This is a genomic window from Nocardia sp. NPDC052112, from assembly GCF_040680135.1.
Classification (GTDB): Bacteria; Actinomycetota; Actinomycetes; order Mycobacteriales; family Mycobacteriaceae; genus Nocardia.
The window spans coordinates 16514-39114 of sequence record NZ_JBFAWD010000024.1; the positions used below are offsets into that span (position 1 = coordinate 16514).

A 22601-nucleotide genomic window follows, 5' to 3' on the forward strand; every position below is an offset into this window, starting at 1 on the left:
ATTCGCCGCTGACACAGCGCGGGGTCAGCCCTTGCCATGGCTGGTAACAGCGGCAATGCGCCGGGCGGCGAAGTGCGAAATCTTCGCTCTAGGGGCCTACGGAGCAGCATCGGCCCACCGTCGACAACCCGACACCGATGCATCGCATCCGGGCGGTCGTGGTCGATACCGCGCGTGATCGCCGTGCGCCGCAATTGGCCGCGGCGCTCGACGAACGCGCCGGAGCAGGACCGAGCGAACCGTTTGGTGCAGGGCGGACGCGTCCGGTCCAGCCTGGCAGGGCGGGAGCGGGAGCTTCGGACGCGTCGCGTGTGGGGATCAGGATCGCAGTACATCTCGGGGCGGGCGGATGACGGGCGGGCGTTGACCGACGCGCTCGCGCTGGGAGTGAACGCGGTCGTCGTGCAGGTGCGCCGAGCCGCCGCCGACTTGGCTGCGCTCGACGCCGTATGTCGGTCGGCGGCCTTCGCGGATGCGGCGCTGGCGATCGAGGTGCCGGCAGGGCCCGCCTGGTCCGACTCGGAGGTCCGCGCGCAGGTGGGAGAGATGGCGGTCGCGCGGGAGCGGCACGGTGTGCGAGGCGAGTTGCACGCGGTCGACCTGCGAGTGTTGGCGGCGGCCGCGGAGCTGGCACCGGATTGTCGGCGCGTGGCGATGATCAACTCGCTGACGGTGGCCACCAGAGGGATGCGTGGCGCCGCCGGTTGGGTGGTTCGCGCGGTGCGGCTGGGTGCCGATGCCATCATCGCCGAGGTGCGCCGTGCCGGGGCTACCGGTATCGCGATCCGTCCCCACTGCTCTCCCGGGACTTCGTGCGGCAAGCCGATGCGGCCGGCATGGGTCTGGCCGTATCGGGCGCACGGAGCATCTCGCACTCCTGCGCGCCGAGGTCGCCGAGGGTGGGTTCCGGATACCCGCGGCGTTCTCACGCTCGACGCCACCACCGGACGGGCCGCCGAGAGCCACGCCGTGGTCCGGGTTCCGGGCCGATGAAGGTCGTTCGAGCGTACCCGCCACGCCAACGCCCGGCTTCGGTGTCGGGCTCAGTCGCGGCCGACGGCGTGATTTGCACCGAAGGTGCTGTGCTCGTCTAGGGTGTGGGTGCGGCTATGCCGCGCAGTCGAAGATGCGTGATCAGCGGTACGTTCCGTGGTTTTTCCACCGAATCGAAAGGCGCTGCATGGCAATGGATTTGACACAAATCGAGTTATTGACCGAGTTGGAGCCGGTGGTCGCGACCAATATCGACCGGCATTTGGCCACCGTCAAGGACTGGTGCCCGCATGATTATGTGCCCTGGGACGAGGGCCGCAACTTCGCGGCAATGGGCGGCGAGGATTGGGATCCCGCGCAGTCACGGCTCTCGGAGGTCGCCAAGATCGCGATGATCACGAATCTGCTGACCGAGGACAACCTGCCCTCCTACCACCGCGTGATCTCCGATAACTTCTCGCAGGACGGTGCCTGGGGCACCTGGGTCGGCCGCTGGACCGCCGAGGAAAACCGTCACTCCATCGCCATGCGCGACTACCTCGTGTGTACGCGCGCCGTCGATCCGGTCGCCTTGGAGAGCGACCGGATGGTGCATTTGACCCGCGGTGTCCACGCGCCGCAGGGCTTCAGCGGTGTGCTCGATCAGGTCGCGTACGTGACATTCCAGGAGTTGGCGACCCGGGTCAGCCATCGCACTACCGGACGAGTCTGCGATGACCCGATCGCCGACCGGATGTTGCAGCGCATCGCGGCCGATGAGAATCTGCACATGATGTTCTATCGCAACGTCACCGGCGCAGCGTTCGACATCGCTCCGGACCAGACGATGGAGTCCGTGACCAAAATCGCGATGACGTTCGCCATGCCGGGCACCGGCATGCCGAACTGGCGTCGCAATGGCGTGTTGATGGTGAAGCACGGGATCTACGATCTGCGCCAGCATCTGGACGACGTGTTGATGCCGGTCCTGCGCACCTGGAATGTCTTCCAGCGTACCGACTTCACCGCGCGCGGCGAGCGCAGCCGCGAACATCTCGCCGCGTATCTCGACAAACTCGGTCGCGACGTCATCCGGTTCGAAGAACAACGCGACCGCATCCTCGCCCGCGAGGCGGCACGAGTCGGGTAGCGCACCCGGCGTGCGCAGTCCTTCGCCGCTACCCCTGGTATGGGTGGTTGGTGAACTGGACTGCACCGGACTCCGGGATGTGGGTCGCGTTGAGGGTGACGGTGCCGACAAAGTTGTCGTGGCCGGGACTGAACAGCGCCGAGTAGCCGCTGTTGCCCCAAAAGCCGGGGCCATTGGCGTGTGCGGTGAAGCTGCCGGTTTCACCGGTGTCGACATTGCGGTAGTTCAGGGTGATATCGAGTGAGCACCGGCCGAAGCCGATCATCTGGGCGGTCACGGTGAACGCGGCCATGCCAGGGTAGGCGTTGCCGTTGACCGACGAGTCGACGATCGCGACGCAAGGGCCGTTGGTCATCGAGTAGATCGTCGTGAACTTGCCGCCGCTCGAGTCCGCGGAAGCTGGTGTGGCCGCCGCGATTGCGGCCGCAGCGGTAATCGCGGCGAGGCAGAAAGCGATCATGGATCGGACCGAACGCATCATTACCCCCGGTGGTCGGTGGTGTCATGGCGACGTTATGCCGTGCGACGGTACCAGCCGTCGCGCCGTCCCATCATCGTTCGCGCGGAACATGCTGATTACCACAGGGTTCCACCGTTTCGGTGTATCAGCCGAGGCTGAAGGGTTGGCCCCACAGGGTTTCGGAGTCGTCCATGACATTGTCGTGCACGGTGACGGTGGTGTAGGCGCGGGCTTCGGCGGCGCCCGCGCAGCCTTCTACCGACAGTGTGTGGTCCACGTACTGGGTGATGCCCGATGTGCCGGTGAAGGTGTAGTCCTCGATTTCCTTGGTGGCTACCTTGCCGGGCTTCAACTGAACGCTCAGGGATGGATCGGCATAGGGCGAGATGCCCGAATTGCCCGCGGTACCACCGGCGTACCCGCCCGCGGTGACCCCGCCATTGCCGCCACCGCCACCACCGTCACCGTCGCCACCACCGTTGTCCGCGCCGGCGGGCGCATCGGCTTTCGGCTTGGTCGGCGTATCGCCGCTGCCCTCGGCATGTGTGCCACTGCCGAGATCGACCTGGCAGCCCACGAGATAACCGGTCTCGATTCGACCGCCGGTGACGGTGATATCCGCGGGCACGGTGACGTGCACCGATGTCACACCGGATACCCACGCATTGCGGGAAAGTGGGCTCGCGGCCATCGAACCGGAGATCGTCGCCTGCTCGCCGGTGCGGTCGACCGCGACGACAACGCCGTCGCGGATGGTGAACCGGTCGTGGCCATCGGGCAGGGGGATCGCGGTATCGGCTTGTGCCGCACCGGATGTCACCAGCGCGACGGGTAGGAATGCGCACGTCATGAGCGCGGCACACACTGAACGGCGCATTGCGCTGTCCCTCTCGTTCGATCGCATTACGCTCATCCGACGCTGAACGGGTCGCCGTACAGCGTCACTTCGGCCGCGCCCTGGTCGTTGGTCACGGTCAGGGAGCTGTACGCGCGCGCCTGCGCGTAGCCGCCGCATCCGCTCAGCTGGATGCCGCGATTGCGGTAGGCGATGCCGACGGCACCCGCCGCGGGGTCGAGCTTCTTGGTGCCGAACTTCACCACCGCGACGCCGCCGGGCACCAGTTTGATACTCGGATTCAATTCCGGGGATACCGAATCGGGCGCGAGGTAGACATCACCGCCGAGCGACAGCCCGCCGGACAGGTCTACCTGGCAGCCGATCAGATAACCGGTCTCCAGACTGCCCGCCGTCGCGCCCGGCGCCGTGGCGTACGCGGTCGCGGACAGCTGCGCCGTGCGTGACATGCCGTTGGCGGCGAGCGACTGGGAGATGATCGCGGTCTCACCGGTCCTGGTCAGATCCACCGGAATACCCGTTGCCGTCGTGAAAGCTTGCTCGCCGTCGGGCAGCGGCACCACCGTATCCGCGCGCGCGAACCCACCTCCGAGCATCAGCACCGCCAACCCCGCGCTCAGACCAGCCGACCACCGGCCGACGCCATCGATCACCCTCATCAAACCTCATCCTCGACCGCCAGCAGCTACGGGAGAACCTCGCACGCAAACCTGAACGTCAGCTGGGAATCAGCAGTGTGGTTGCTGTCGACCGGAATCCCGTCGCCACGGCCGATCGGATCCGCGCGCTCACAGCTGGCTCATAACCTGCTCCAATTTTCGACAGAGGTTGTGCCGCAACGATTCTCGCGTCGGGCGGTTCGGCCCGACGGTTCGGATCCAGAACCGAGGAGGAAACGTATGGGAGTCAAGTCGAAGCTGGTTACCGCGGCTGCGGCTGGCGTTGTGGTGTTCGGTGCACTTGGTGTCGGCGCCGGTGTCGCGAGCGCTGATCAGCCGCAGGGACCGGCGGCCGGGCAGCAGTGTCCGCCGCCGCCCGGTGACCACCAGGGCCCGCCGCCCGGTGACCAGCAGGGCCCGCCGCCCGGCGATCCGCAGGGTCCGCCGCCTGGATGCCCCGCGCCCGGACAGTGATCCGCAGCCCTATGTCCGCAAGGACATAGGGCATTTTCCTGCGGCAGCACGCATGGGGCGGCGTGCCCGCGACATCACAACTATGGTGTGGGCGTGCGGATTCGACGGTGGCGGCGCGCGTACCTGGGCGCCGAATACGCGGCGCTGTTCTTCGGCGGAACGACCGCCTACAACGCGGTATTGCGGGGTCGGCCGCCGATTCCCGCGCTGCTCGCATTGGCGGTCGGCGTCACCGGATACCTGCGGCGCTCCTCGGACTTCGACCGCGTGACGCTCTGGCGCTCGGAGGCGATTCGCAAGCAGGCGCGCCCCATGGCGGCGCTGGCGGGTTCGAATGCGGTCGCGCTCACCGCGGCGGTCGTAGTGCTGCGGCGGGACAATCTGTTCGAGTTGCCGCGCCGGAATCCCTGGCTGTGGCTGGCGGTCATGGTGCTGTATCCCGTGCTGAGTGTTTACCCGCAGGAGTTGATCTTCCGTTCCTTTCTGTTCCACCGGTACGCGCCGGTGTTCGGCGACGGTATCGGGTTGGTGGCCGCGAGCGCGGTCGCATTCGGCTACGTGCACATCATCTTCGGCAGTTGGCTATCGGTCGTGCTGAGCGGTGTCGGCGGCTGGATCTTCGCAATGCGGTATTTGCGGACCCGATCGCTGTTCACCGCATCCGTCGAGCACTCGGTGTACGGAATGCTTATCTTCACAGTCGGTTTGGGGCAGTACTTCTATCACGGCGCCGCTCCCGCGGCGCGATGGTCCGCCGGCTGAGGGACCGCGTTCAGGTGCGGCGGGGTGCCGAGCCGGACACGTTCGGCATCGACGTCGTCATGTCGTCGCTACCAGGAACTGTTCCGCGCTCGGTGGTCGCAGACCATCTGTTCTGTCGGCGAAGTAGCGCTGGGTCAGGATTGATGTCGAAATGTGTTGTGCCGATGCGAAGCCCGCTGCCTCGGCCAGCTCGAGCAGTTCATCCGGGCTGAACAGGCTGAGGAATGGCACTCCACTTGCGCGTGCGGCATTCTCGACGGCCTGGCGTATCGGGCGTTCCACGGCATCGAGTAAGTCCAGCGGCAGTTGGAAGGTCATGGCCAAGGTGGAGCCGGGCGCGAGGGTCGAGATCCGCTGCAGTGTCTGGATATTCGCCTCACGGGTGAGATACATGGAGACGCCGGTTTCGGCGATCACGGCAGGACGCGACGGGTCGAAGCCCGCGGAAATGAGTCGCTCCCACCAGGATTCGGCCTCGAAATCGACCGGGACCAACCGCAGCCACGGCGGAACTCCGAAGCCCAGTTCGACCAACCGCCGCCGCTTCCATGTCTGCGGTCCCGGCTGGTCCACCTCGAACACTGTCAGACCGGATGCGATTTCGGGTCGACGCTGGGCGAAGGTATCGAGTCCGGCCCCGAGGATGACGTACTGATCGACGCCGCGCGCCGCCTGCTCGACCACCAGATCCTCGACGAAACGGGCGCGTGCCACGACGCATGCGCGTGAGAGGCCGGTCGTCTCGGGATCCATATCCCCTCGGGCGCGCCATCCCGCGTCGGGGTCGATCAGCCGCAGCCCGATCTCGTCTGCGAGCACGTGCGGCGCCGGATCGATTTCGACGTGCAAGGCACGCCACAGCGCGACGCGCTCCGCCGTGCTCTCCGGGCCGATGACCTGTTGCATGGTTCAGCCGACCTTTCCGACCTGCAGATTCCACACCCGGCCGTCCGGGTCGCGTACCGTCATTTCCTTTGTCCCGTAATGGGTTTCCTCGAATGGCGTGACCACCTCGATGTCACTGCTCGGCCGGAACGCGTCCGGTTCGGTCACCGTCAGCACGAGCTGCGTCTGCGGGGTCTGGCTGCGCGGGATCTCGGCGATGAATACATACGGACCATCGCCATTGCGGAACAGTCCGGAATTGTGGTCGGTGGTGAATTCGGGTTCGAAACCGAGCGCCTGAAAGAACCGCGCCGCCTTACCCCAATTGTGCGTTTCGACGAATACGCCTTCGATGCCCTGCGTCGTCATATCGTCTCTCCTTCGCGCGCTCATGGTTGCTGATCGTGGGCGTCGTCGAGGTATCCGCGCAGCGCCTCCGCGACCAATGCCGACAGCGACATGCCGGACTCGATGGCCCGGAACTTGACCTGCTTGATCAGCCCCACCGGCAAATACACGTTGAACTGCTTCACGTCCTCGTCGCCCACACCTCGATGCTAGCATTCTAGTAAGCTAGTGACAAGATCGTCATATGCTGATGGCGGTAAATGGCGACAAATGCGCACCACCGACGCATGGCGATCTCGAGCTGCCGCCGGAGTGTGGGGGCATTCGGCGGGCCGCGAAGCGGCGCGATAACTTGATCGGGTGATCGAGAGTTCGGTATCCGCGACGGCTGGGGCATGGCGGGCAGGTGACGGCGTCCCGGTGACGTTGCGGGAGGCGACGGTGGCATGGGCCTTCGCGGCTCATGCGGAGCTGTCCGAGGTCGCCACCGGGTACGGGAACTTCATCACCGTGGACGAGTTGGCCGAGCGGGTGCAGGAAGCGTCCGAGGTGCATACGGGTGCGCCGACGCGGATGTGGATGGAGGCCATTCTGCGCAAGGTCGCGCGGCGTTGCCACAATGCCGGCGAACCGCCGCTGACCTCGTTATGTGTGCAGGAGAACCACACCGTCGGCGACGTCTACAAGTACGTGCTGGAACTCGCCGGGCTGCCGATTCCGAAGGATCTCGAGTCGCATGCCGCCTATGCCCGGTGGCAGTGCTACGAGCAGCACGGTGCCACCATGCCCGCCGAGCCGACCGCCCCACCGCTCACGCCCAAGGTGGCGGGCCGCCGCTCGGCGAGCGCCACCCCGCAGGAGGCCAAGCCCGAGCCCGCCCGCGCCGAGGTGTGCCCGCAGTGCTTCATCCAGCTGCCCGCCAGCGGAACCTGCGAGTACTGTGTGTAGCTCATTTGTCCGGCGGGAACTGTCCGCTCGCCCGGACCGAGTTTCCGTTGAGGGTGAAGGTCACCACGCTCGGCCCGCCCTGCGGGCAGCACAGCGCATTGTCGGGCTCGGCCCAGCGGTATTGCACCGAGACGGTGTCCGAGTCTTGCCGAGTATCTCGGCGTAGCCGTACGGCTTCGATGTCGCGGTGCCCAGGTAGGTGCCGTTGGTGAAGAACAGGATGTGGGTGCCTGGGTGAATGCCCTGCCACTCGACCTGCATCCACGACAGAACACCTGAGCAGCCCGCCCGGATCGGATCGCCGCTGCCGCCTCGAGCAACCCAGGTGTCTCCGGTCGGGGGCGGCCCCAGCTCGGCGACCGCTGCGGCGGCGAGTGCCGAGTTCACGTCGAAGCACAGACCGTGTCCGCTGCCGTATGGGGTGGATTCCGCGGGCGCGGTTACCGGTTGCGGGTCCGCCGCGGACTCCGGTGTTGCCGCAGGTTTCGGGCTGGACGCCGAAGTACTCGGCGTAGCAGCGGGTTTCGGATCGACCGCGGGTGCCGCAGCGGTGGACGCACCGGCCTGCGCCGGAACCGACGTTCCAGTGGCACCGGATGGCGACGAACTCGAGCCACACCCGACAGCGCCGATCATCATGCTCGCCGTGAGCATGGCAAATGCCGATGACTTGATACCCGCGGCTTCCCCTCGATGCCGACCGATAAAGCGAAACTCGCTGTGCCGCAACGAATTGCGGATATGCAGAACATCGGATGATTCGCAGTCGGTGTTACCGAGCAGCAGACACGGAACGTGCCCCCAATTGTCGGGGCGACAGGTGGTCGGCGCCGGGGTATTCAATGCCGGACACTCAGTGTGCCCTCCATGTGCGCGTGATATCGGCAGTAGAACGGGTGTGCGCCGATTTCGTCGGGTGCGGTGAAGGTGATGGTCTGGCCGGGGGCGATCTCGTGATCGAAGAGGCCGGGGCGTTTGCTGGTAATGCTGTGTTTCACCGAATCGAGGTTGACCACCGTCAGCATCGCGCCCGGCGTGATCGGGGGCGTGCCGGTGTAGTCCTGGCGTTCGATGGTGATGGTGACGGCGGATATCGGCGCGGGGCCGGACCACGGGGGCGTGGCGCTCTCCTCCGAGGTGCCGCACCCCGCGGCCCATGCGACGGTCAGCAAGGCGAACGCGATCCGATGCCGCCACGCGGAGGTTCGAGTGCTGTTCACCTTGACCGGCTGCCCATAATTCGAGCTGTCATGCCCGTACCCGTCTACCTCGTCCGGAATAGGGCGGTGATGTCGCGTTCGACCAGTCGTCCAATCGTCGAAGTGACGGTGTTTAGGCCACAGCCGAAACATGGTGGGGGTCGGGCACGCTGATTCCTAGGCTGCTGAACAGTGCGTATTCAGGAGTCGAGAATGGTGAACGAGGTAGTGGCGCGGCCCGTGGGGCTGGTGCTGGGACGGTTGAGCGTCGGTGCGGTGGTGGCCGGGCGGCGGAAGCGGTGGCGGCCGAGTCGGTTTCGCTGGTCGGCCACCCGGTCGGCCACCGATCAGATCCTGCGGCTGGATCCGGTTCTCGCGGTGATGCTGCGAAGTCCGCGGTGATCGCGAGTACCGTGAGGCATCTCGGCACCAGGATGCGGGGCGACGTATGAAGCGGATCTACTGCACACCAGAGGATTTGACGCGCATCCGGATCGGGGCCCCGCTGGGCGCGATGGGCGAAACAATGCTGGCCACCCGGGTGGTGCAGCGCACCGACGCGCCGCTGTACGACGGCTGGCGCGGGCAGGTGCGGCGCGCGATGCCGGAGAACTTCGGCGTGCTCGCGGATATCCTCCCCGGCGTGCACCACTTCGTCGACCTGATCACGCCGACCCGAGGTGCACGGTCGATGTCGGCGGGGATCGAGGCATTGCATCTGGCCTCCCGCGACGAACTTCGCCGCGAGGTGGAGCACGCCGCTCGTCAGCGTGCGCTGGCCGGCCATCCGCTCCCCGCGTGGACGCGGGAGCTGTCCGACCGTGACAGCGCCGCCCGCCGCGATGTCGCGCGCGCCGTCGAGGCTTTCCATGCGGTGGCCTTTGCCGGTCGGTGGGCGCATATGCAGTCGTATCTCGAGGTGGCGGCCGAGCGGATGGCCCGCACCATCGCCACCGAGGGCGTCGAACGGCTCTTCGCCGGGCTGGCGCCCTTCGCGCGGTGGCGGCCGCCGGTGCTGGAGGTGCCCTACGCGACCGAATGCCACGACGAACATCTCGACGGGCGCGGCCTGATCATCATTCCGTCGCTGTTCATCTGGCCCGGAGCGAAGCTGCTGAAATCCACGATCGACACGGACGCGCCGATGACATTGGTGGTTCCGGTGCTGCGTGATATCACCGATTTCGCTACCGCATGGGGTCCGCGCGCGACCAACGAGGCACTGACCGCACTGCTCGGCCGCACGCGCGCCGCCGCGCTACAGGAGATCGCCGAGGGCTGCACGACGACCGAACTCGCACGCCGACTGGGCGTTTCCCCCGCGACGGCCAGTGAACACGCATCGATACTGCGCGAGGCCGGGCTCATCGAGAGCTGGCGGCACCGGAATACGATGCGACATCAGGCGACGACATTGGGCATCGCACTGCTCGACGGTGATCTCGGCGGTGGTGTGCGCATCGCTTGATGCCGCGCCGGTATGGTCGGGCCGGTGCAGTTCATAACCGACCGGAAGAGTCCGGCGTGCTGATGGTCCGGGTGAGTGTCGGCTTGATCGCCGCGGCGGCCACGGTCGTCGCGGGTGCCAATATCCGATTGTGGCTGGTCTCGGCCGGATATCGGTCCGGACCCGCGGCCGCGCCGACGGTTCCGGTGGTGATCGTGCCGGGCGCGAAGGTCGGTGCCGATGGTGCGCCGATGGCCTATATGCGTGGTCGACTCGATGTCGCGATCGAACTGCTGCGGGCCGGAAAGGTACGCGAAGTTCTGGTGTCCGGTGCTGCGGCGGGCGTGTCGGGCGACGAAATCACCTCGATGACAAAGTATCTGGCGGACCACGGTATTGATCCGTCGGTGGTGCGCGCCGATGGCGAGGGGTTGTCGACCCGAGCGACATGCGAACGAGCCAAGAATCTGTTCGGCATCGACCGTGCGATCATCGTCACCCAATACCAGCATCTGCCACGGGCGGTCGCATTGTGTCGCGGCGCGGGCATCGATGGTTACGGTGTCACCGCATACTGCGAATGCAAGCGGACGACATTGGTGCGCAATACCGTTCGTGAATGGCTGGCCGCGCCCAAAGCGGTCGCCGCGCTGGTCTGGCGCTGATCCCACTTTCGCATTGCCGACGGCGGATTCGGCTGCGGCTCGGGATACGGTTCCGGCTCCGGATACGGCTCGGGCCCCGGCACCGGTTCCGGCCCGGGTTTCGGCGGCACCGGATCCGGGATCGGCGTCGGTGGCACCGGGTCCGGGATCGGCGGGATGGGGCTCGGATTCGGTGGTACGGGACGAGTCATGGGCATACCTCCTCAGCGCAGCGGTACCCATCCGATTGCGGGCGAATCAGCCGAACGTCCGACGGCCGTCGAATCCGGCTGCCATGACCCACCCCGCGACGAATGTCGAGGTGTTCCCTTCCCTGGATCGGGCGGCTACGCTCGTTCGGAAGATCGAAACCGCTTGACGGGCTGCGGGTTTGATGCAGCCCAACGGGCTGGAGGGGGTATCTCGTGCAGCAAGCATGTCCGCACAGCGCGCAGCCGATCGTTATCGACCCGATGGTCGGTGATCTCGCTGGGGAGACCAGTCGGCTGCGCGCGGCCGGTCCGCTCGCGCGAATCGACTTACTCGGTGTGCCCGCCTGGACCGTCACCGAGTACACCGCCGCCAGGCAGTTGCTCACCGACTCCCGGCTGGTCAAGGACATCAATTCGTGGGCGCTGTGGACCTCGGGGACGGTGACGCGGGAATGGCCGCTCATCGGCATGATCGATACCGGACGGTCCATGTTCACGGTGGACGGTGCGGAACACCGGCGGCTGCGGAACAAGACCACGCAGGCGCTCACGCCGCGTCGGTTGGATGCACTGCGTCCGGTGATCGCGCGCCTCACGTCCGAACTACTCGACGACCTGGAGCGAACGGGTCGCGACGGTGTGGTCGACCTCAAGACCGAATTCGCCTATCCGCTGCCGATGCGGGTCATCGGTGTGCTGATGGGCGTCGACCGTGCCGATCACGCGATGCTGCTCACCTGGTACAAGGCGTTCTTCTCGATCCTCACCCCACAAAACGAGCGGTTGCGGGTGATCGATGAATTGGATGGTTATTTCACCGATCTGGTGCGCAAGAAGACCGTCAAACCGACCGACGACCTCACCACCGCCCTCATCTTCGCCGCCGACGGCGGTGCGCCGCTGACCGAGAAGGAGGTCGTCGGCAATCTGAAGGCACTGGTCGCGGCCGGACACGAGACGACCGTCGGTCTGCTGCTCAACGCCGTCCGTGCGCTGCTGTGCCGCCCGGAGCAATTGCGCGCCGTCCGCGACGGCGACGTCGAGTGGCAGCGGGCGATCGAGGAAGCGCTGCGCTGGGACACCCCGGTGACCCATCTGCTCATGCGCTTCGCCACCGAGGACATCACCGTCGGTGACATCGTGATCGAGCGGGGCGAAGGGGTGGTGATGTCGTATCGGGCCATCGGTCGCGATACCGCGGTGCACGGCAGCGATGCCGACGATTTCGATATCACCCGTCCAACGGCCAACCGACATTTGGCCTTCGGCTACGGAGCGCATATCTGCCCAGGTGCGGCGCTGTCCAGATTGGAGGCCGGAATCGGTCTGCCCGCGCTGTTCGAGCGGTTTCCGAAGCTGCGATTCGCGGTGCCGGTCGAGGAGATCCGCAATCTGCCGGTGCTGACCCAGAACGATCTGGCCGCCTTCCCCGTGTACCTCGCCTGACGCGCTCAGTTGGTGCGCGTGGCGTACCCCGGCGGCAGTTTGTGCGGCGGACAGTCGATCACGGTGTCGTCGTCCAGACCCCTGGATTCCAGGAAGGTGATGCGCCCGGATGTGGAGACCAGGGTCAGCGGATAGATCGGTCCGCGGTCGCGCTCGGCGATGATCGCGTCGAGATTTTCCTCGCAGCGGGTAAGGGTGCAGTCGGGATAGTCGAGCATCCATTGCGGGTAGGAGATCGTGGTGTGCACGCGACGGTCGCCGAGCCAGACGATGAGCACAGTGGTGGTTCCGGTCGGCTCCACCCAGGCGATTTTGTACATATCGTCGCTGAGCTGGACCAGCTTCGCCACCTGATTCTTGGACCAGCGTCCGAACATCGGCCCCATCAGACTCCGCGATTCGATCGTGTCCGCGTCGCGCACGTAGAGCTCGTATTTCCAGCCGTTCTCATAGGCGTAGATGAGGTGTTTGCCGACAATGCCGGTCAGATCGCCGTGTAGTGCCAAGTGCGTGGTCGCCAACCGCTGCGCGCTCATCGCCTGACTCCTCTCGGTCGACCTACGAGGCCGAGACCTGCGTCTTCTTGTCAGCCTAATCACTGCGGCAAGCATTGCGGATGGTTTGCCAGGAACGGTGCGATCATGGCCGCGCGGCCGCGTAGAGGACCTCGCGCATCCCGGGCAGTGCTTCCTGATCCGCCCGCCACACCAGCCGCAGATCGAGATCGGGCACCGGAAAGTCCAAGCGGACGAGGGCACCCCGCGCGAGGCTGTCGGCGACCGCGAATTCCGGCAGTAGGGATATGCCGAGTCCGTGCTCGGCCCAGGCTCGCATGACCGGGACCGCACCGGCCCGCACGCGTCGCGGCCCCGAGCCGAGCACCTTTTCACCCGCCATCCAGAACGAGCATTCGGGCACATTGACCAGCAGCCGTTCATCGATGAGGTCGGCGGGTGTCAGGCCGGTCCGGGCGGTCAGCGGATGTGTCGGCGCGGCGACCAGGGCCAGCGGTACCGGATCGAGGTCGAGGAAGGCGAGTGCTTCGGCGGGGGCCGGAAAACCCAGATCACCGACGGCGCCACCGGAATCCAGCAGCAGTGCGGCATCGAGCGCGCCGCCGACCACATCGGCGAGCAGGCCGTCGCGGGCCCGATCCGAGCGCACCTCGACCTCGATATCGGGTCGTCGCTCGGCCAGTCGCGCCAGCACCCGCGGCACATACGCACCCGCCAGGGTTTCCAATGCTCCGAGCCGCAGCACCGGCCGTTCCTCCCGTACGTCACGCATCGCCCGTTCGGCCTGTTCGAGCAGCCGCCGCGCCCATTCGGTGAGGCGCTGCCCCGCGGGCGTGAGCCGCATGCCCTTGGGATTACGCACGAAAAGCGCGACCCCGAGCGCGGTTTCCAGTGTGCGGATCTGCTGGGACACCGACGACGGCGCGAGCTCCAGCGCGACCGCGGCCTCGGTGACCGTGCGGTGGCGCACCACTGCCTCGAAGGTCCGCAGCTGACGTAACTCCATGACCTGGCCAACAGCGACGGAGCATTCGGATATTCCGAACGCGGCATGCGCCGTAGCCGGTGGAGCCGTCGTGCCCGTCCGGCGAGAGTCGATCGCGTCATCACCGAGTCGAGGAGCTGTGGTACCGGATGAGCATGCTGCAATCGCGGGCGAGTACGTCCGCCGCGTCGACCAGAGCCCTATTGGGGATATCCCTGGGCTACTTCATGGTGTTGTTGGATATGACCGTGCTTTCGGTCGCCGAGCCCGATCTGGCGGCGTCCTTGCACACGTCGATCGCCGGACTGCAATGGGCGACCACCGGCTATACCGTCGCCTTCGCCGCACTGCTGCTCTCGGCGGGCGCGGTCGCCGATCGCCATGGTGCGCACCGGGTATTCCGCTTCGGCACAGCGGCTTTCGGCCTGGTCTCGCTGCTGAGCGCCATCGCGCCGAACCTGTGGGTGCTGGTGGCGCTTCGAGTGCTGCTCGGCGTCGCGGCGGCGGCGTGCGTACCGGCATCGATGGCGATGATCACGCAGCTGTATCCGGATCCGGGACGACGCGCGCGGGCGATTTCGACCTGGGCGGCGATCAGCGGCGCGGCGGTCGCGGCGGGGCCGATCGTGGGCGGTGCCTTGGTCGGGCTGGCCGGTTGGCGGTCCATATTCGTCGTCAACGTCCCCATCGCGGTTGTTGTGTTGGGGCTGAGCATGGGACCCACGGTCACCTGCGCACGCGGTGACCGCCGCATCGACTGGGCGGCGCAGCTGACCGCGGCCGTCGCCTTGGCGCTGTGCACCGATGCGCTGATCGCGGCGGGCACGCGGTCGTGGCGGCACACCGCGTGGTCGCTCGGCGGCATGGTGGTTGCGGCGATTGTTTTCGTGTATCTCGAACGGCGCAGTGCCACACCGGTATTGAATCGGGAACTGGTGCGCGCGGGTCGGGTACGGGCCGGGCTGCTGGCGGGCGCCGCGGTGAATTTCGCGCTCACCGGGGCACTGTTCGTCCTGCCGCTGCTGCTGCAGCAACAGCGTCAGCTGAGCCCGCTGCAGACCGGGCTCGCCTTTCTGCCGCTCACCGTGCCGTTCGCCGTCATCCCGCCGCTCGCGGGCAAACTCGTGGCCCGCATCGGGCCGCGTCGCCCGATACGGGCCGGACTCGGCCTGCTCGCGGCGGGCGGCGTGGTGCTGGCGGTCGCGGTGTTCGTGGAACTCGCCTATCCGGTGCTGGCGGTCGGTCTGCTGTTATCCGGATTCGGTGTCGCCCTTGCCCTTCCGGCGCTGGTCACCGCCATTGTCAATGTGGCACCGCCGGGGACCGCCGGTGCGGTCGGCGGCCTGCTCAACGCCGTCCGCCAAGTGGGCGCGACCCTCGGCGTCGCGGTCATGGGCGCATTCGTCACCACTGGCATCGGCTGGTCCTTGCTGACCTCCACGGCGGCCTGTGCACTCGCCTTCCTCGTCTTCGTCTACCAAAGCGCCGCCGCCCGCGCCGCAGGCATTGCCCGTCGATCTCATCGAGGAGGGCCACACCATCCCGGTGGCCAGGGTCCAGGCGATGCACGAGGGCAAGCGCCGGGCCCGTGCCCGTAGGCAGGGTTAGCTTTTCAGTGCTCGATGACGGTGCGGAAATGCGCCGCTCCGTCGGTGATCGCGTCGACGGTGACCACGGCCCGGGACTCGACGCCGTCATCGGTGACCGTGCAGACCACGGTCGCGCCGATATCGGCGTCGAGGGAGTCGGGGCAGTGCACGTCTTGTGGTGTGTGCCCGGTCTGGTCGGTGAAGTCGACGGCGACCTGCCGGGCGAGCTGTGAACTCGAGATCGCATCGGTCTCGTCGTCGTCATCGTCCCAGCCCGCGCTGGTTCGGGCGAGGCTGCCGAGAATCCCGAGGATGAGCATGACGATCAACAGGGTCCGACCGCCGCTCGAGAGCACCAGCGGGCGGGTTGGCGACTGCGGAGGGGGTTCGGTCAGTGCCGGACCGGACACCGCCGCCCGCTTATCACCGAAGACGCCCTTCAGGTACGTCGGTGTCAGCAGGTACGCGTAGGCGGACACCCGCATTTCGGTGCGCAGCACCGCCGAACTGGCCTCGAAGACCGCACCCGGCATCCGACCGGTGATCAGGACGATCAGCCACAGAATGAAGGCGATGATTCCCCAACCGGCGGTGAACCAACTCGACAGCACCAGGATCGGGCAGGCCAGGATGAGCCGGAACAGCACCGCGAGGCGGTTCAGCGGCGTCGGCGGGTGGAACAGCAGCCGGATCGGGTAATCCGGTGCGGTCCAGGCGAAGGGCGGGTAGTCGTCGACCAGCAACATGACGTAGCCGTGCACCCGTACGGCGTAGCCGTAGTATCCGCGCAGGAACTCGCCGCACCAGTCGGGCAATCGACCGAGCATCAGCGCACCGAACCAGCCGCAGACGATCACCACGAAGGCGGCGATGCTCAGCGCCCAGAGCACGATCAGCTGGGGTATGGCCAACAGCAGCCGCAACAGAACGGTCCAGCGGCGGTGTTGCTTCGGCGGAAAGACATCCAGTTCGACCAAAGGTTCGCTACCGGTCGGTGATCCCTCGTTCATTACCACGGCGACCCACTCACTTCCTTCGTCCGGCGGAATTGTCCAGAACTCCTATGAGCGAGCGCAGCGAGCGAATCATGTGCCAGCGCGCATCGCGCATGCCGAAGCCGAGCGCCAGCGAGGCGCAGGCATGAGCGAGATCGAATGTAGCTCGTAGTTTGCCGATAGATCGGTAACCGCGCCGACCACGGCGGCTTCCGTGGCAGCGACAGTACGCGACGAGCTCTCTGTTAAGGGATCTTAAATAGCAGTCTCCAAACAGGCGCAGCCGGTGGGCGCGGCGCACAATTCCGTTGTCGGAGAGAACAATCCACGCCCGCCGGTACGGGTCCTCAGTGGATCTAGTAAGACAGTTGTCAGCGGAGGAACCAGTGCCCAGACATGTGACCGTGATTCATAGAGTGCGCGGCGTCGACGTCCCCTACCTAGCACGTATCGACCACAATGCCGATGTCGTTACCTATGTTTGTGCGAAGGACTTGATCGACGGAATACCGCGGCATGCGGCCGCCGCCGTCGAATTACTCGAGGATATGGCGAATGTGCCCGAGGCCGTGCACGCGCTGGCGGCTCGATTCGGTGCGCCGGACCGCATTGTCGCGCTGCACGAATTCGATTTGCTGACCGCGGCGGAATTGCGGAGGGAATTCGGTATCGCGGGTGACAGTCCGGACTATGTACTTCCGTTCCGCGACAAACTGGTGATGGGTGCGACGGTCGCCACCGCGGGCGTGCCGACACCGGCGTTCACCCATGTCGCCGATATCGAGTCGATCACGGACTTCGCTGCGGTGCACGGCTTTCCGCTCATAGTCAAACCCCGTCTCGGCGCCGGGAGCAAGGACGTCATCCGGCTGAATTCGATCGATGATTGCGCGGCATTGCCCGACCTGAGCTCGGAACCTTTTCTCGTACAGCGCTTTTGCCCGGATGCGGTCGGCGCCGTAGACGGTGTGTGGACCGGCGGTGAGCTCGGTCCGTGGCGGGCTTCACAATATGTCGGCAACTGTCTCGAATTCGCCAGTGGTGGTATAACTCTCGGCTACGTCGAGCTCGACGATCCGGAATTGCTCGAGGAGCTGACGAAATTCATCGAGGCTGTGCTCGGCGCGCTGAGCGCGGATGTGCCGACGGTTTTCCACCTCGAATTCTTCCTCGGTCGCGACGGCGCCGCGCCGCGTATCCAGTTCCTCGAGGTGGCCGCGCGGGCCACGGGTGGCGAAACCACACATATGTGGCGGGAGGTGCACGGCTACGATCTGCTCGGTGCGGCGGTCGATATTCAACTCGGCCGGATTCCCGCCGCCGATCCGCTCACCGATACATCGGTGGTCGGCGAGTTGCTGATCCATCCGCCGGTAACTCCACCGTGCACCGTGGTGGATGTCCAGCTGCACGTCCCGCAGCAGTATGCGCCCTACCATGCCTCGGTCCCGCAGCCGGGGACAACCATTACCCAGACGTTCGGCTATGCCGAAATCGGCGCCGCGTTCCGCTTCCGGGGCGACTCCACGGCGGAAGTGATCGACTCGTTGCGACGCACCGCGGCGGGGTTCCGGATGGATTGCGTGGCTTTCGATCCGGCCGTCGATCCGGCCGTCGCCTGAGTCGCGGGATTCGGATCGTGTCACGGTTCTACGCTGCCCTGCCGCCGGTCGGCCCGCAGCGTGTGCTCACGCTGATCACGGCGGCATCTGCCGTTTTCAGCGGAATCTATCTGTCTACCGTTGTCCTGTATTTCACACGGATCGTGCACATTTCGCCGATGCAGGTCGGAGTCGGCCTCAGCGTCGCGGGGGCCGTGAGCATCATCGTCTCCATCCTGGCCGGGAAGTTGTCGGATCGTCGCGGGCCGCTGGGCGTGCTGCGGATCAGTCTGATCTTCGCGGCCTGTGGCACCCTCGGCTTTCTCGTGGTCGGTGCATTCGCCTGGTATCTGGTCGTCATTCCGGCCACGGCCGCCGCGCAGACCTGCGTGCAACTGATGATCTCGACGATCATCACCCGCGTCGTCACCGAACGGGCCAATGAATTCCGGGCCTATATTCGCTCGATTCTGAATGTGGGCATCGCCATCGGTATCGGCCTCTCCGCCGTTGCCGTGCAGTGGGATTCGGCGAATTTCTATCACGCGGCCATCGTCATCGGCGCTGCTTGCGTCGCGGGTGCCGCTCTCATGGTCGGGCGGCTGCCCGCACTGGGGCCGGTGGCGGTGGAGTCGGCAGCGACCGCACCGCGCTGGTCGGTGCTGCGTGATCGGCCGTATCTGGCGCTCACCGTATTGGATGGGTTGCTGTCGCTGCAGTACCGAATTCAGTCGGTCGCGATTCCGCTGTGGATCATCGGCGCGACCACGGCACCGCGCTGGTCGATCGCCGCGATCGACATGCTCAATATCTTCATCGTGGTGTTCTTCCAGGTCCGCGCGAGCCGCAGCGTCGATACCGCCCGCGCGGGCGGCGTCGCGCTACGGCGCGCCGGATGGGCCTTCCTGCTGGCCTGCATTGTGCTGGCCGCGGCCGAAGGTCAGTCGGGCTGGATCGCCGTGCTCACCCTCGCCAGCGGCGCGGCGGTTCTGAGCATCGGCGAATTGTGGCAGACGGCAGGTGGTTTCGAGGTTTCGAATGCCTTGGCGCCGCCGGAGGCCATCGGTGAATACCTCGGCGTATTCGGCACCGGACTGCGACTGGCCGATGCGCTCGGCCCGGCCTTGCTCACCTGGTTGTGCATCGGGATCGGTGTCGCAGGCTGGTATATCGCGGGGCTGATTCTGCTGGCCGCCGGTCTGCTCGCACCGGTAGTCGTCGCAAAGGCGGAATCCCGGCGGGACCGGTACGCACTCGCGGCGGCATCGTAGCCGCTATCCGGTGGCCGAGATCGCGGCATCGGATCCGGTGTGACCGGTCGGCAATACGAAGTACAACTCGCTGCGGCGGGCGACGCCGAGTTTGCGATAGACGCGGGTGAGGTGTTGTTCGACGGTGCTGGTGGTGATGGCGAGTGTATCGGCGATCTCGCGATTGGCCTTGCCGCGCGCCGCCAGCTCCGCCACGCGGCGTTCGGCGGGGCTCAGCGTCGTGAGTCCACCCGGAAGCTGACCCAGTGCGGGCATGGGTTGGGTTGGCTGCGTAGCGGTCTGCGGTTTGCCGTCGAGCAGATCGCGCAGCAGCACCTCGGCGCCGCAGGATTCCGCGATCCGCATCGCATCGCGGATCAGTACGCGGGATCGTTCGTGATCGCCGACGGCGCGGTGGGCCTTGCCGAGTTCGCCGAGGGCCGTGGCCAATTCGACATCGTCGCCGCCGGTGCGGGCGATCACGGCGGACTCGCGCAGCAAGCGGAAGGCCTGATAGCGATCGCTGGTGGCGGCCAGTAATCGGAGTGCGGCGCCGCCGGAGCGGTGCCGGTCGGCGCCGCCGAGCAGCTCGAGCTGTCTGGTCGCGAATTCCCGGGCTTGCCGGTGCTCGCCCAGGGCGAGATGGGCGGCGGCGATGTCGTTGCGCCACGGCACCAGCCAGGGGAAGTCCATATTCCACTGGTCCATCAGATAGCCGCAGCGGCGGAAGCTGCGCAATGCGTCGTCGGCGCGACCGACCGCGAGGTGATGGTGGCCCTGCGCCTGCAGATACGGCAGACCGAAGCGCGATTCGAAAATAGTGCGGGGCACCGGTCTTTCGAGTTGGGTCGCGGCCTCGGCATGTCGACCGGAGATCGTCAGCGCGTGCACCATCGCGGCGATCGGCGTGCCGATCCAGAGGCCGAGGTGTTCGGCGGGTACGTAATTCAGGGCCAGCGCCGCATCGCTGATCGCCTCGCGAATATTTCCCTTGCGCAGCATGGTTTCCGCGCGCAGTCCGGCGAAGATCGACTGCCAGGTCGGCGCGCGGCGGGCATCGGCCTCGGCGAGCAGCGATTCGCACCAGGCCGCCGCGGTGTCGAGCCGATTGCTGTAGATGAGACAGTGCACCGCGGCCACCAGGGTTTCGATCGTGGTCGAGGTCAGGCGGTGGCTGGTGAGCAAGCGCTGTGCGAGCGTGGCTATCTCGTCGAGCGGATGGGTGAACAGGCCGGTGAGCAGATCGGCGCCATGTCGGTGCGGTGACTGCTGGTCGGTGTGCACCTCGGGCGGCCGGGCCGGGGCCGCGAAGAGTCGCGGATGACGTTGTACATGTGGGGGATAGGAGTACCGCAGCCAGGCGCGCAGGAAGTCGAACTCCGGTGTCGCCTCATCCGGCTTGCCGCTGTTCAACTGGCCGAGTGCGTGATCGGCCTGCTGCACCCGCCCGTGCCACAGCAGATACATGATGGCGGCGGGCAATTCGTGGTGCGGCACTCGGCCCGCACGCAACGCCGCCTTCAGCCGGGTGAACTGTCGCGAACGGGTCGACGGGTTGATCCGCCACTCCAGGCAGACCAGCCGGATCGCGATGGCGGCCCGCTCGCCCACCTCCCGGGTGGCGCGATAGGCCAACTCCAGCCGTTCGACCGCCGGTTCGATCTGATCGTTCGCTATCGCGTCCTCGGCGGCGGTACGCAGGACCTCGACGGCCCACGGGTAGCCGACGGCACCGGCGTCGACCAGGTGGTCGGCGACGGTGCTCGCTGGAAAACCCCGGTGGTGCAGTAGTTGCGCGGCCCGGCCGTGCAATTTCCGCCGGACCTCGTCGGGGGTGTTGCGCAGGATCCGCTCGCCGACCTCCGGATGTTCGAAGCGCGCGGTTTCGGCGAGTTGTCGAACCACGGCCCGCACGGCGGCCTCGTCGACCTCCAGCAGTTCGGCGACCAGGCCGACCGTGCTCGCGGTACCGAGCACGGCCATGGCCTGACCGACACGGGACTTGGCGAAGTCGGCCCAGTGGTCGCGCAGCGCTGGGTGATCGCTGTGTCGTGGGACGTGCTGGCACATACTCGGAGCCCCTTCGTCGAGGTGGTGTGCCCGACTGTGGGAGAGCACCATCGAAAACGAGCAGCTCGGGTGCACTGAGGATGCGGCATCGTCGCAGCGGGAAGGGCGCGTCGACGCGCCCGTTGATCCAGCCGGTGCAGACAGGTTAATTCGCCCGCACGTTCCTGTCACGACAACTGATGACACCTACGCAATATGAGGTTTTTCAATCCTTTTCGTGTCATTGACTCCCGGCCGGCACGAGAGCGTGCTGATGGTAGGCCAGACAGGCGGCCGAGGTGTCGTCGGCGGCCAAGAACAGCACCGTGCGTGCGGCGCCGAGGGCACCGCTGTCGCGTGCGCTCACGTACGCGTGTACCGGGGCCGCGGAGTACGGATTGTCCACGGAGGGATCGACCCCGACGATCGCTTCCGCTGTGAGTCCGAGCGCCGCCGCAAGGCGGGTACGGAAGGCGAGGGTCCAGGTGGGTGCGAGCAGTACGGCGCGGCCCTCGGCGAAATCTTCGACGTCCAGTCCTTCGGCGGTCAGGCAGTCGCGCACGGCCACCGCGGCCAATTCGACCAGATCATCGGTACCGGCCCGGGTGCTCATGGCCGAACGGCCGTGCGCGCCCACTTCGCCCATGGCGACCCAGGCGGTCGGATCGGCGGGCCCGGCGGTATCGGTGGTGTGCAGCACACCGAATCCGCCTGTGGTGCCTGATGTTCCGAGCAGGATCGCGGCCGCGCTGGTGCTGTAGGGGAAGCCGTCGACATGACGCTCGGTCGACGGGTGCGTATCACCGGCGACCAGCAGCGCATACGATACTTCCCCGTTGACCAGGAAGCATTCGGCGGTCGCGATCGCGTGTAGCAGTCCGGTCCCGCCGTTCATCAGATCGAAGGAGAATGCGGGCACCCGGCCGGGTGCGTATTCGAGGCCGATGCCGATGCGCTTCTGGATCAGCGCCGATACCGCGGGTTCGGAAATGTTCTGATCGCGAAAGACCCCGGCATTGATCAGCATTCCGATCTGCTCCGGGGCGACTCCCGCCTGTTCGAGGCAGGAAGCGGCCGCGCGCGCCGCCAGTTCGAAATAGCTGCCGGTATCGAGATCGGCATTGACGGCGGCCGCGAGAATGGTGGTCTGCATGA

24 protein-coding genes and 2 pseudogenes are annotated in these 22601 nt (G+C 66.4%); 13 read left to right on the top strand and 13 right to left on the bottom strand.

Annotation, left to right across the window (positions count from 1 at the left end; genetic code table 11):
• Positions 1-309 precede the first annotated feature (309 nt).
• Entirely contained in the window at positions 310-993 is a 684-nt protein-coding gene (locus AB0L58_RS34145) for a hypothetical protein (RefSeq protein ID WP_364393532.1), read from the top strand.
• Positions 994-1180: 187 nt separating this feature from the next.
• The gene (locus AB0L58_RS34150) at positions 1181-2122 is read left to right on the top strand and encodes an acyl-ACP desaturase (RefSeq protein ID WP_364393535.1); all 942 of its coding nucleotides are present in this window, start codon (positions 1181-1183) and stop codon (positions 2120-2122) included.
• Positions 2123-2150: 28 nt separating this feature from the next.
• Here the strand turns inward: AB0L58_RS34150 and AB0L58_RS34155 are convergent, their stop codons facing one another.
• The 3 genes from AB0L58_RS34155 to AB0L58_RS34165 form a co-directional block, all read right to left on the bottom strand.
• Entirely contained in the window at positions 2151-2582 is a 432-nt protein-coding gene (locus AB0L58_RS34155; RefSeq protein ID WP_364393537.1) for a hypothetical protein, read from the bottom strand.
• Positions 2583-2727: 145 nt separating this feature from the next.
• Positions 2728-3459 (bottom strand): MspA family porin, encoded by a 732-nt coding sequence (locus AB0L58_RS34160; RefSeq protein ID WP_364393539.1) that lies wholly within the window; start codon positions 3457-3459, stop codon positions 2728-2730.
• 32 nt (positions 3460-3491) lie between these two features.
• Positions 3492-4097 (bottom strand): MspA family porin, encoded by a 606-nt coding sequence (locus AB0L58_RS34165; protein WP_364393541.1) that lies wholly within the window; start codon positions 4095-4097, stop codon positions 3492-3494.
• A 240-nt stretch (positions 4098-4337) separates the two neighbouring features.
• Between AB0L58_RS34165 and AB0L58_RS34170 the strand changes: the two genes are divergently transcribed.
• Entirely contained in the window at positions 4338-4571 is a 234-nt protein-coding gene (locus AB0L58_RS34170; protein WP_364393543.1) for a hypothetical protein, read from the top strand.
• A 93-nt stretch (positions 4572-4664) separates the two neighbouring features.
• A complete protein-coding gene (locus AB0L58_RS34175) occupies positions 4665-5333 on the top strand; it encodes a CPBP family intramembrane glutamic endopeptidase (RefSeq protein ID WP_364393546.1) in 669 nt (222 codons plus the stop codon).
• 57 nt (positions 5334-5390) lie between these two features.
• Here the strand turns inward: AB0L58_RS34175 and AB0L58_RS34180 are convergent, their stop codons facing one another.
• The 3 genes from AB0L58_RS34180 to AB0L58_RS34190 are packed head-to-tail and all read right to left on the bottom strand — an operon-like array spanning position 5391 to position 6766.
• Entirely contained in the window at positions 5391-6239 is an 849-nt protein-coding gene (locus AB0L58_RS34180) for a class I SAM-dependent methyltransferase (protein ID WP_364393549.1), read from the bottom strand.
• A 3-nt stretch (positions 6240-6242) separates the two neighbouring features.
• A complete protein-coding gene (locus AB0L58_RS34185) occupies positions 6243-6587 on the bottom strand; it encodes a VOC family protein (RefSeq protein ID WP_364393551.1) in 345 nt (114 codons plus the stop codon).
• 20 nt (positions 6588-6607) lie between these two features.
• Complete coding sequence (locus AB0L58_RS34190; RefSeq protein ID WP_364393553.1) at positions 6608-6766, bottom strand: CopG family transcriptional regulator; 159 nt, start codon at positions 6764-6766, stop codon at positions 6608-6610.
• 160 nt (positions 6767-6926) lie between these two features.
• Between AB0L58_RS34190 and AB0L58_RS34195 the strand changes: the two genes are divergently transcribed.
• Entirely contained in the window at positions 6927-7514 is a 588-nt protein-coding gene (locus AB0L58_RS34195; RefSeq protein ID WP_364393555.1) for a hypothetical protein, read from the top strand.
• Position 7515: 1 nt separating this feature from the next.
• Here the strand turns inward: AB0L58_RS34195 and AB0L58_RS34200 are convergent, their stop codons facing one another.
• Both AB0L58_RS34200 and AB0L58_RS34205 read right to left on the bottom strand, forming a co-directional pair.
• Positions 7516-8133 carry an LppP/LprE family lipoprotein gene (locus AB0L58_RS34200; protein WP_364393558.1) on the bottom strand — a complete coding sequence of 206 codons (618 nt, stop codon included), beginning with the start codon at positions 8131-8133 and terminating at the stop codon, positions 7516-7518.
• Between the two features lie 220 nt (positions 8134-8353).
• Positions 8354-8734, bottom strand: a complete 381-nt coding sequence (locus AB0L58_RS34205) for a cupredoxin domain-containing protein (RefSeq protein WP_364393561.1) — start codon at positions 8732-8734, stop codon at positions 8354-8356.
• 192 nt (positions 8735-8926) lie between these two features.
• Between AB0L58_RS34205 and AB0L58_RS34210 the strand changes: the two genes are divergently transcribed.
• The 4 genes from AB0L58_RS34210 to AB0L58_RS34225 all read left to right on the top strand — a co-directional run bounded on the left by AB0L58_RS34210 (position 8927) and on the right by AB0L58_RS34225 (position 12462).
• Positions 8927-9115 carry a hypothetical protein gene (locus AB0L58_RS34210; protein ID WP_364393564.1) on the top strand — a complete coding sequence of 63 codons (189 nt, stop codon included), beginning with the start codon at positions 8927-8929 and terminating at the stop codon, positions 9113-9115.
• 46 nt (positions 9116-9161) lie between these two features.
• Complete coding sequence (locus tag AB0L58_RS34215; RefSeq protein WP_364393567.1) at positions 9162-10181, top strand: winged helix-turn-helix domain-containing protein; 1020 nt, start codon at positions 9162-9164, stop codon at positions 10179-10181.
• 62 nt (positions 10182-10243) lie between these two features.
• Positions 10244-10825 (top strand): ElyC/SanA/YdcF family protein, encoded by a 582-nt coding sequence (locus AB0L58_RS34220; RefSeq protein WP_364393753.1) that lies wholly within the window; start codon positions 10244-10246, stop codon positions 10823-10825.
• Positions 10826-11229: 404 nt separating this feature from the next.
• Complete coding sequence (locus AB0L58_RS34225) at positions 11230-12462, top strand: cytochrome P450 (RefSeq protein ID WP_364393570.1); 1233 nt, start codon at positions 11230-11232, stop codon at positions 12460-12462.
• A 5-nt stretch (positions 12463-12467) separates the two neighbouring features.
• Here the strand turns inward: AB0L58_RS34225 and AB0L58_RS34230 are convergent, their stop codons facing one another.
• Both AB0L58_RS34230 and AB0L58_RS34235 read right to left on the bottom strand, forming a co-directional pair.
• Positions 12468-12998 carry a phenolic acid decarboxylase gene (locus tag AB0L58_RS34230; protein WP_364393572.1) on the bottom strand — a complete coding sequence of 177 codons (531 nt, stop codon included), beginning with the start codon at positions 12996-12998 and terminating at the stop codon, positions 12468-12470.
• Between the two features lie 103 nt (positions 12999-13101).
• On the bottom strand, positions 13102-13983 hold the full coding sequence (locus tag AB0L58_RS34235; RefSeq protein WP_364393574.1) for a LysR family transcriptional regulator: 882 nt from the start codon (positions 13981-13983) through the stop codon (positions 13102-13104).
• Positions 13984-14117: 134 nt separating this feature from the next.
• Here AB0L58_RS34235 and AB0L58_RS34240 point away from each other — a divergent pair.
• Positions 14118-15392 (top strand): annotated as a pseudogene (locus AB0L58_RS34240) (MFS transporter); the annotation flags it as partial.
• A 61-nt stretch (positions 15393-15453) separates the two neighbouring features.
• A pseudogene (locus tag AB0L58_RS34245) lies at positions 15454-15570 on the top strand (ATP-dependent DNA ligase); the annotation flags it as partial.
• Positions 15571-15574: 4 nt separating this feature from the next.
• On the opposite strand, the gene AB0L58_RS34250 reads toward AB0L58_RS34245, so the two are convergent.
• Positions 15575-16561 (bottom strand): DUF4389 domain-containing protein, encoded by a 987-nt coding sequence (locus AB0L58_RS34250; RefSeq protein WP_364393755.1) that lies wholly within the window; start codon positions 16559-16561, stop codon positions 15575-15577.
• 371 nt (positions 16562-16932) lie between these two features.
• On the opposite strand from AB0L58_RS34250, the gene AB0L58_RS34255 reads away from it, so the two are divergent.
• Positions 16933-18168, top strand: a complete 1236-nt coding sequence (locus AB0L58_RS34255; RefSeq protein WP_364393577.1) for a hypothetical protein — start codon at positions 16933-16935, stop codon at positions 18166-18168.
• A gap of 17 nt (positions 18169-18185) precedes the next feature.
• A complete protein-coding gene (locus AB0L58_RS34260) occupies positions 18186-19418 on the top strand; it encodes an MFS transporter (protein WP_364393580.1) in 1233 nt (410 codons plus the stop codon).
• A gap of 3 nt (positions 19419-19421) precedes the next feature.
• On the opposite strand, the gene AB0L58_RS34265 is transcribed toward AB0L58_RS34260, so the two are convergent.
• Both AB0L58_RS34265 and AB0L58_RS34270 read right to left on the bottom strand, forming a co-directional pair.
• Positions 19422-21467 (bottom strand): LuxR C-terminal-related transcriptional regulator, encoded by a 2046-nt coding sequence (locus tag AB0L58_RS34265; RefSeq protein WP_364393583.1) that lies wholly within the window; start codon positions 21465-21467, stop codon positions 19422-19424.
• 220 nt (positions 21468-21687) lie between these two features.
• Positions 21688-22599: a hypothetical protein gene (locus AB0L58_RS34270; RefSeq protein WP_364393585.1), complete on the bottom strand. Its 912-nt coding sequence runs from the start codon at positions 22597-22599 to the stop codon at positions 21688-21690.
• Positions 22600-22601 lie beyond the last annotated feature (2 nt).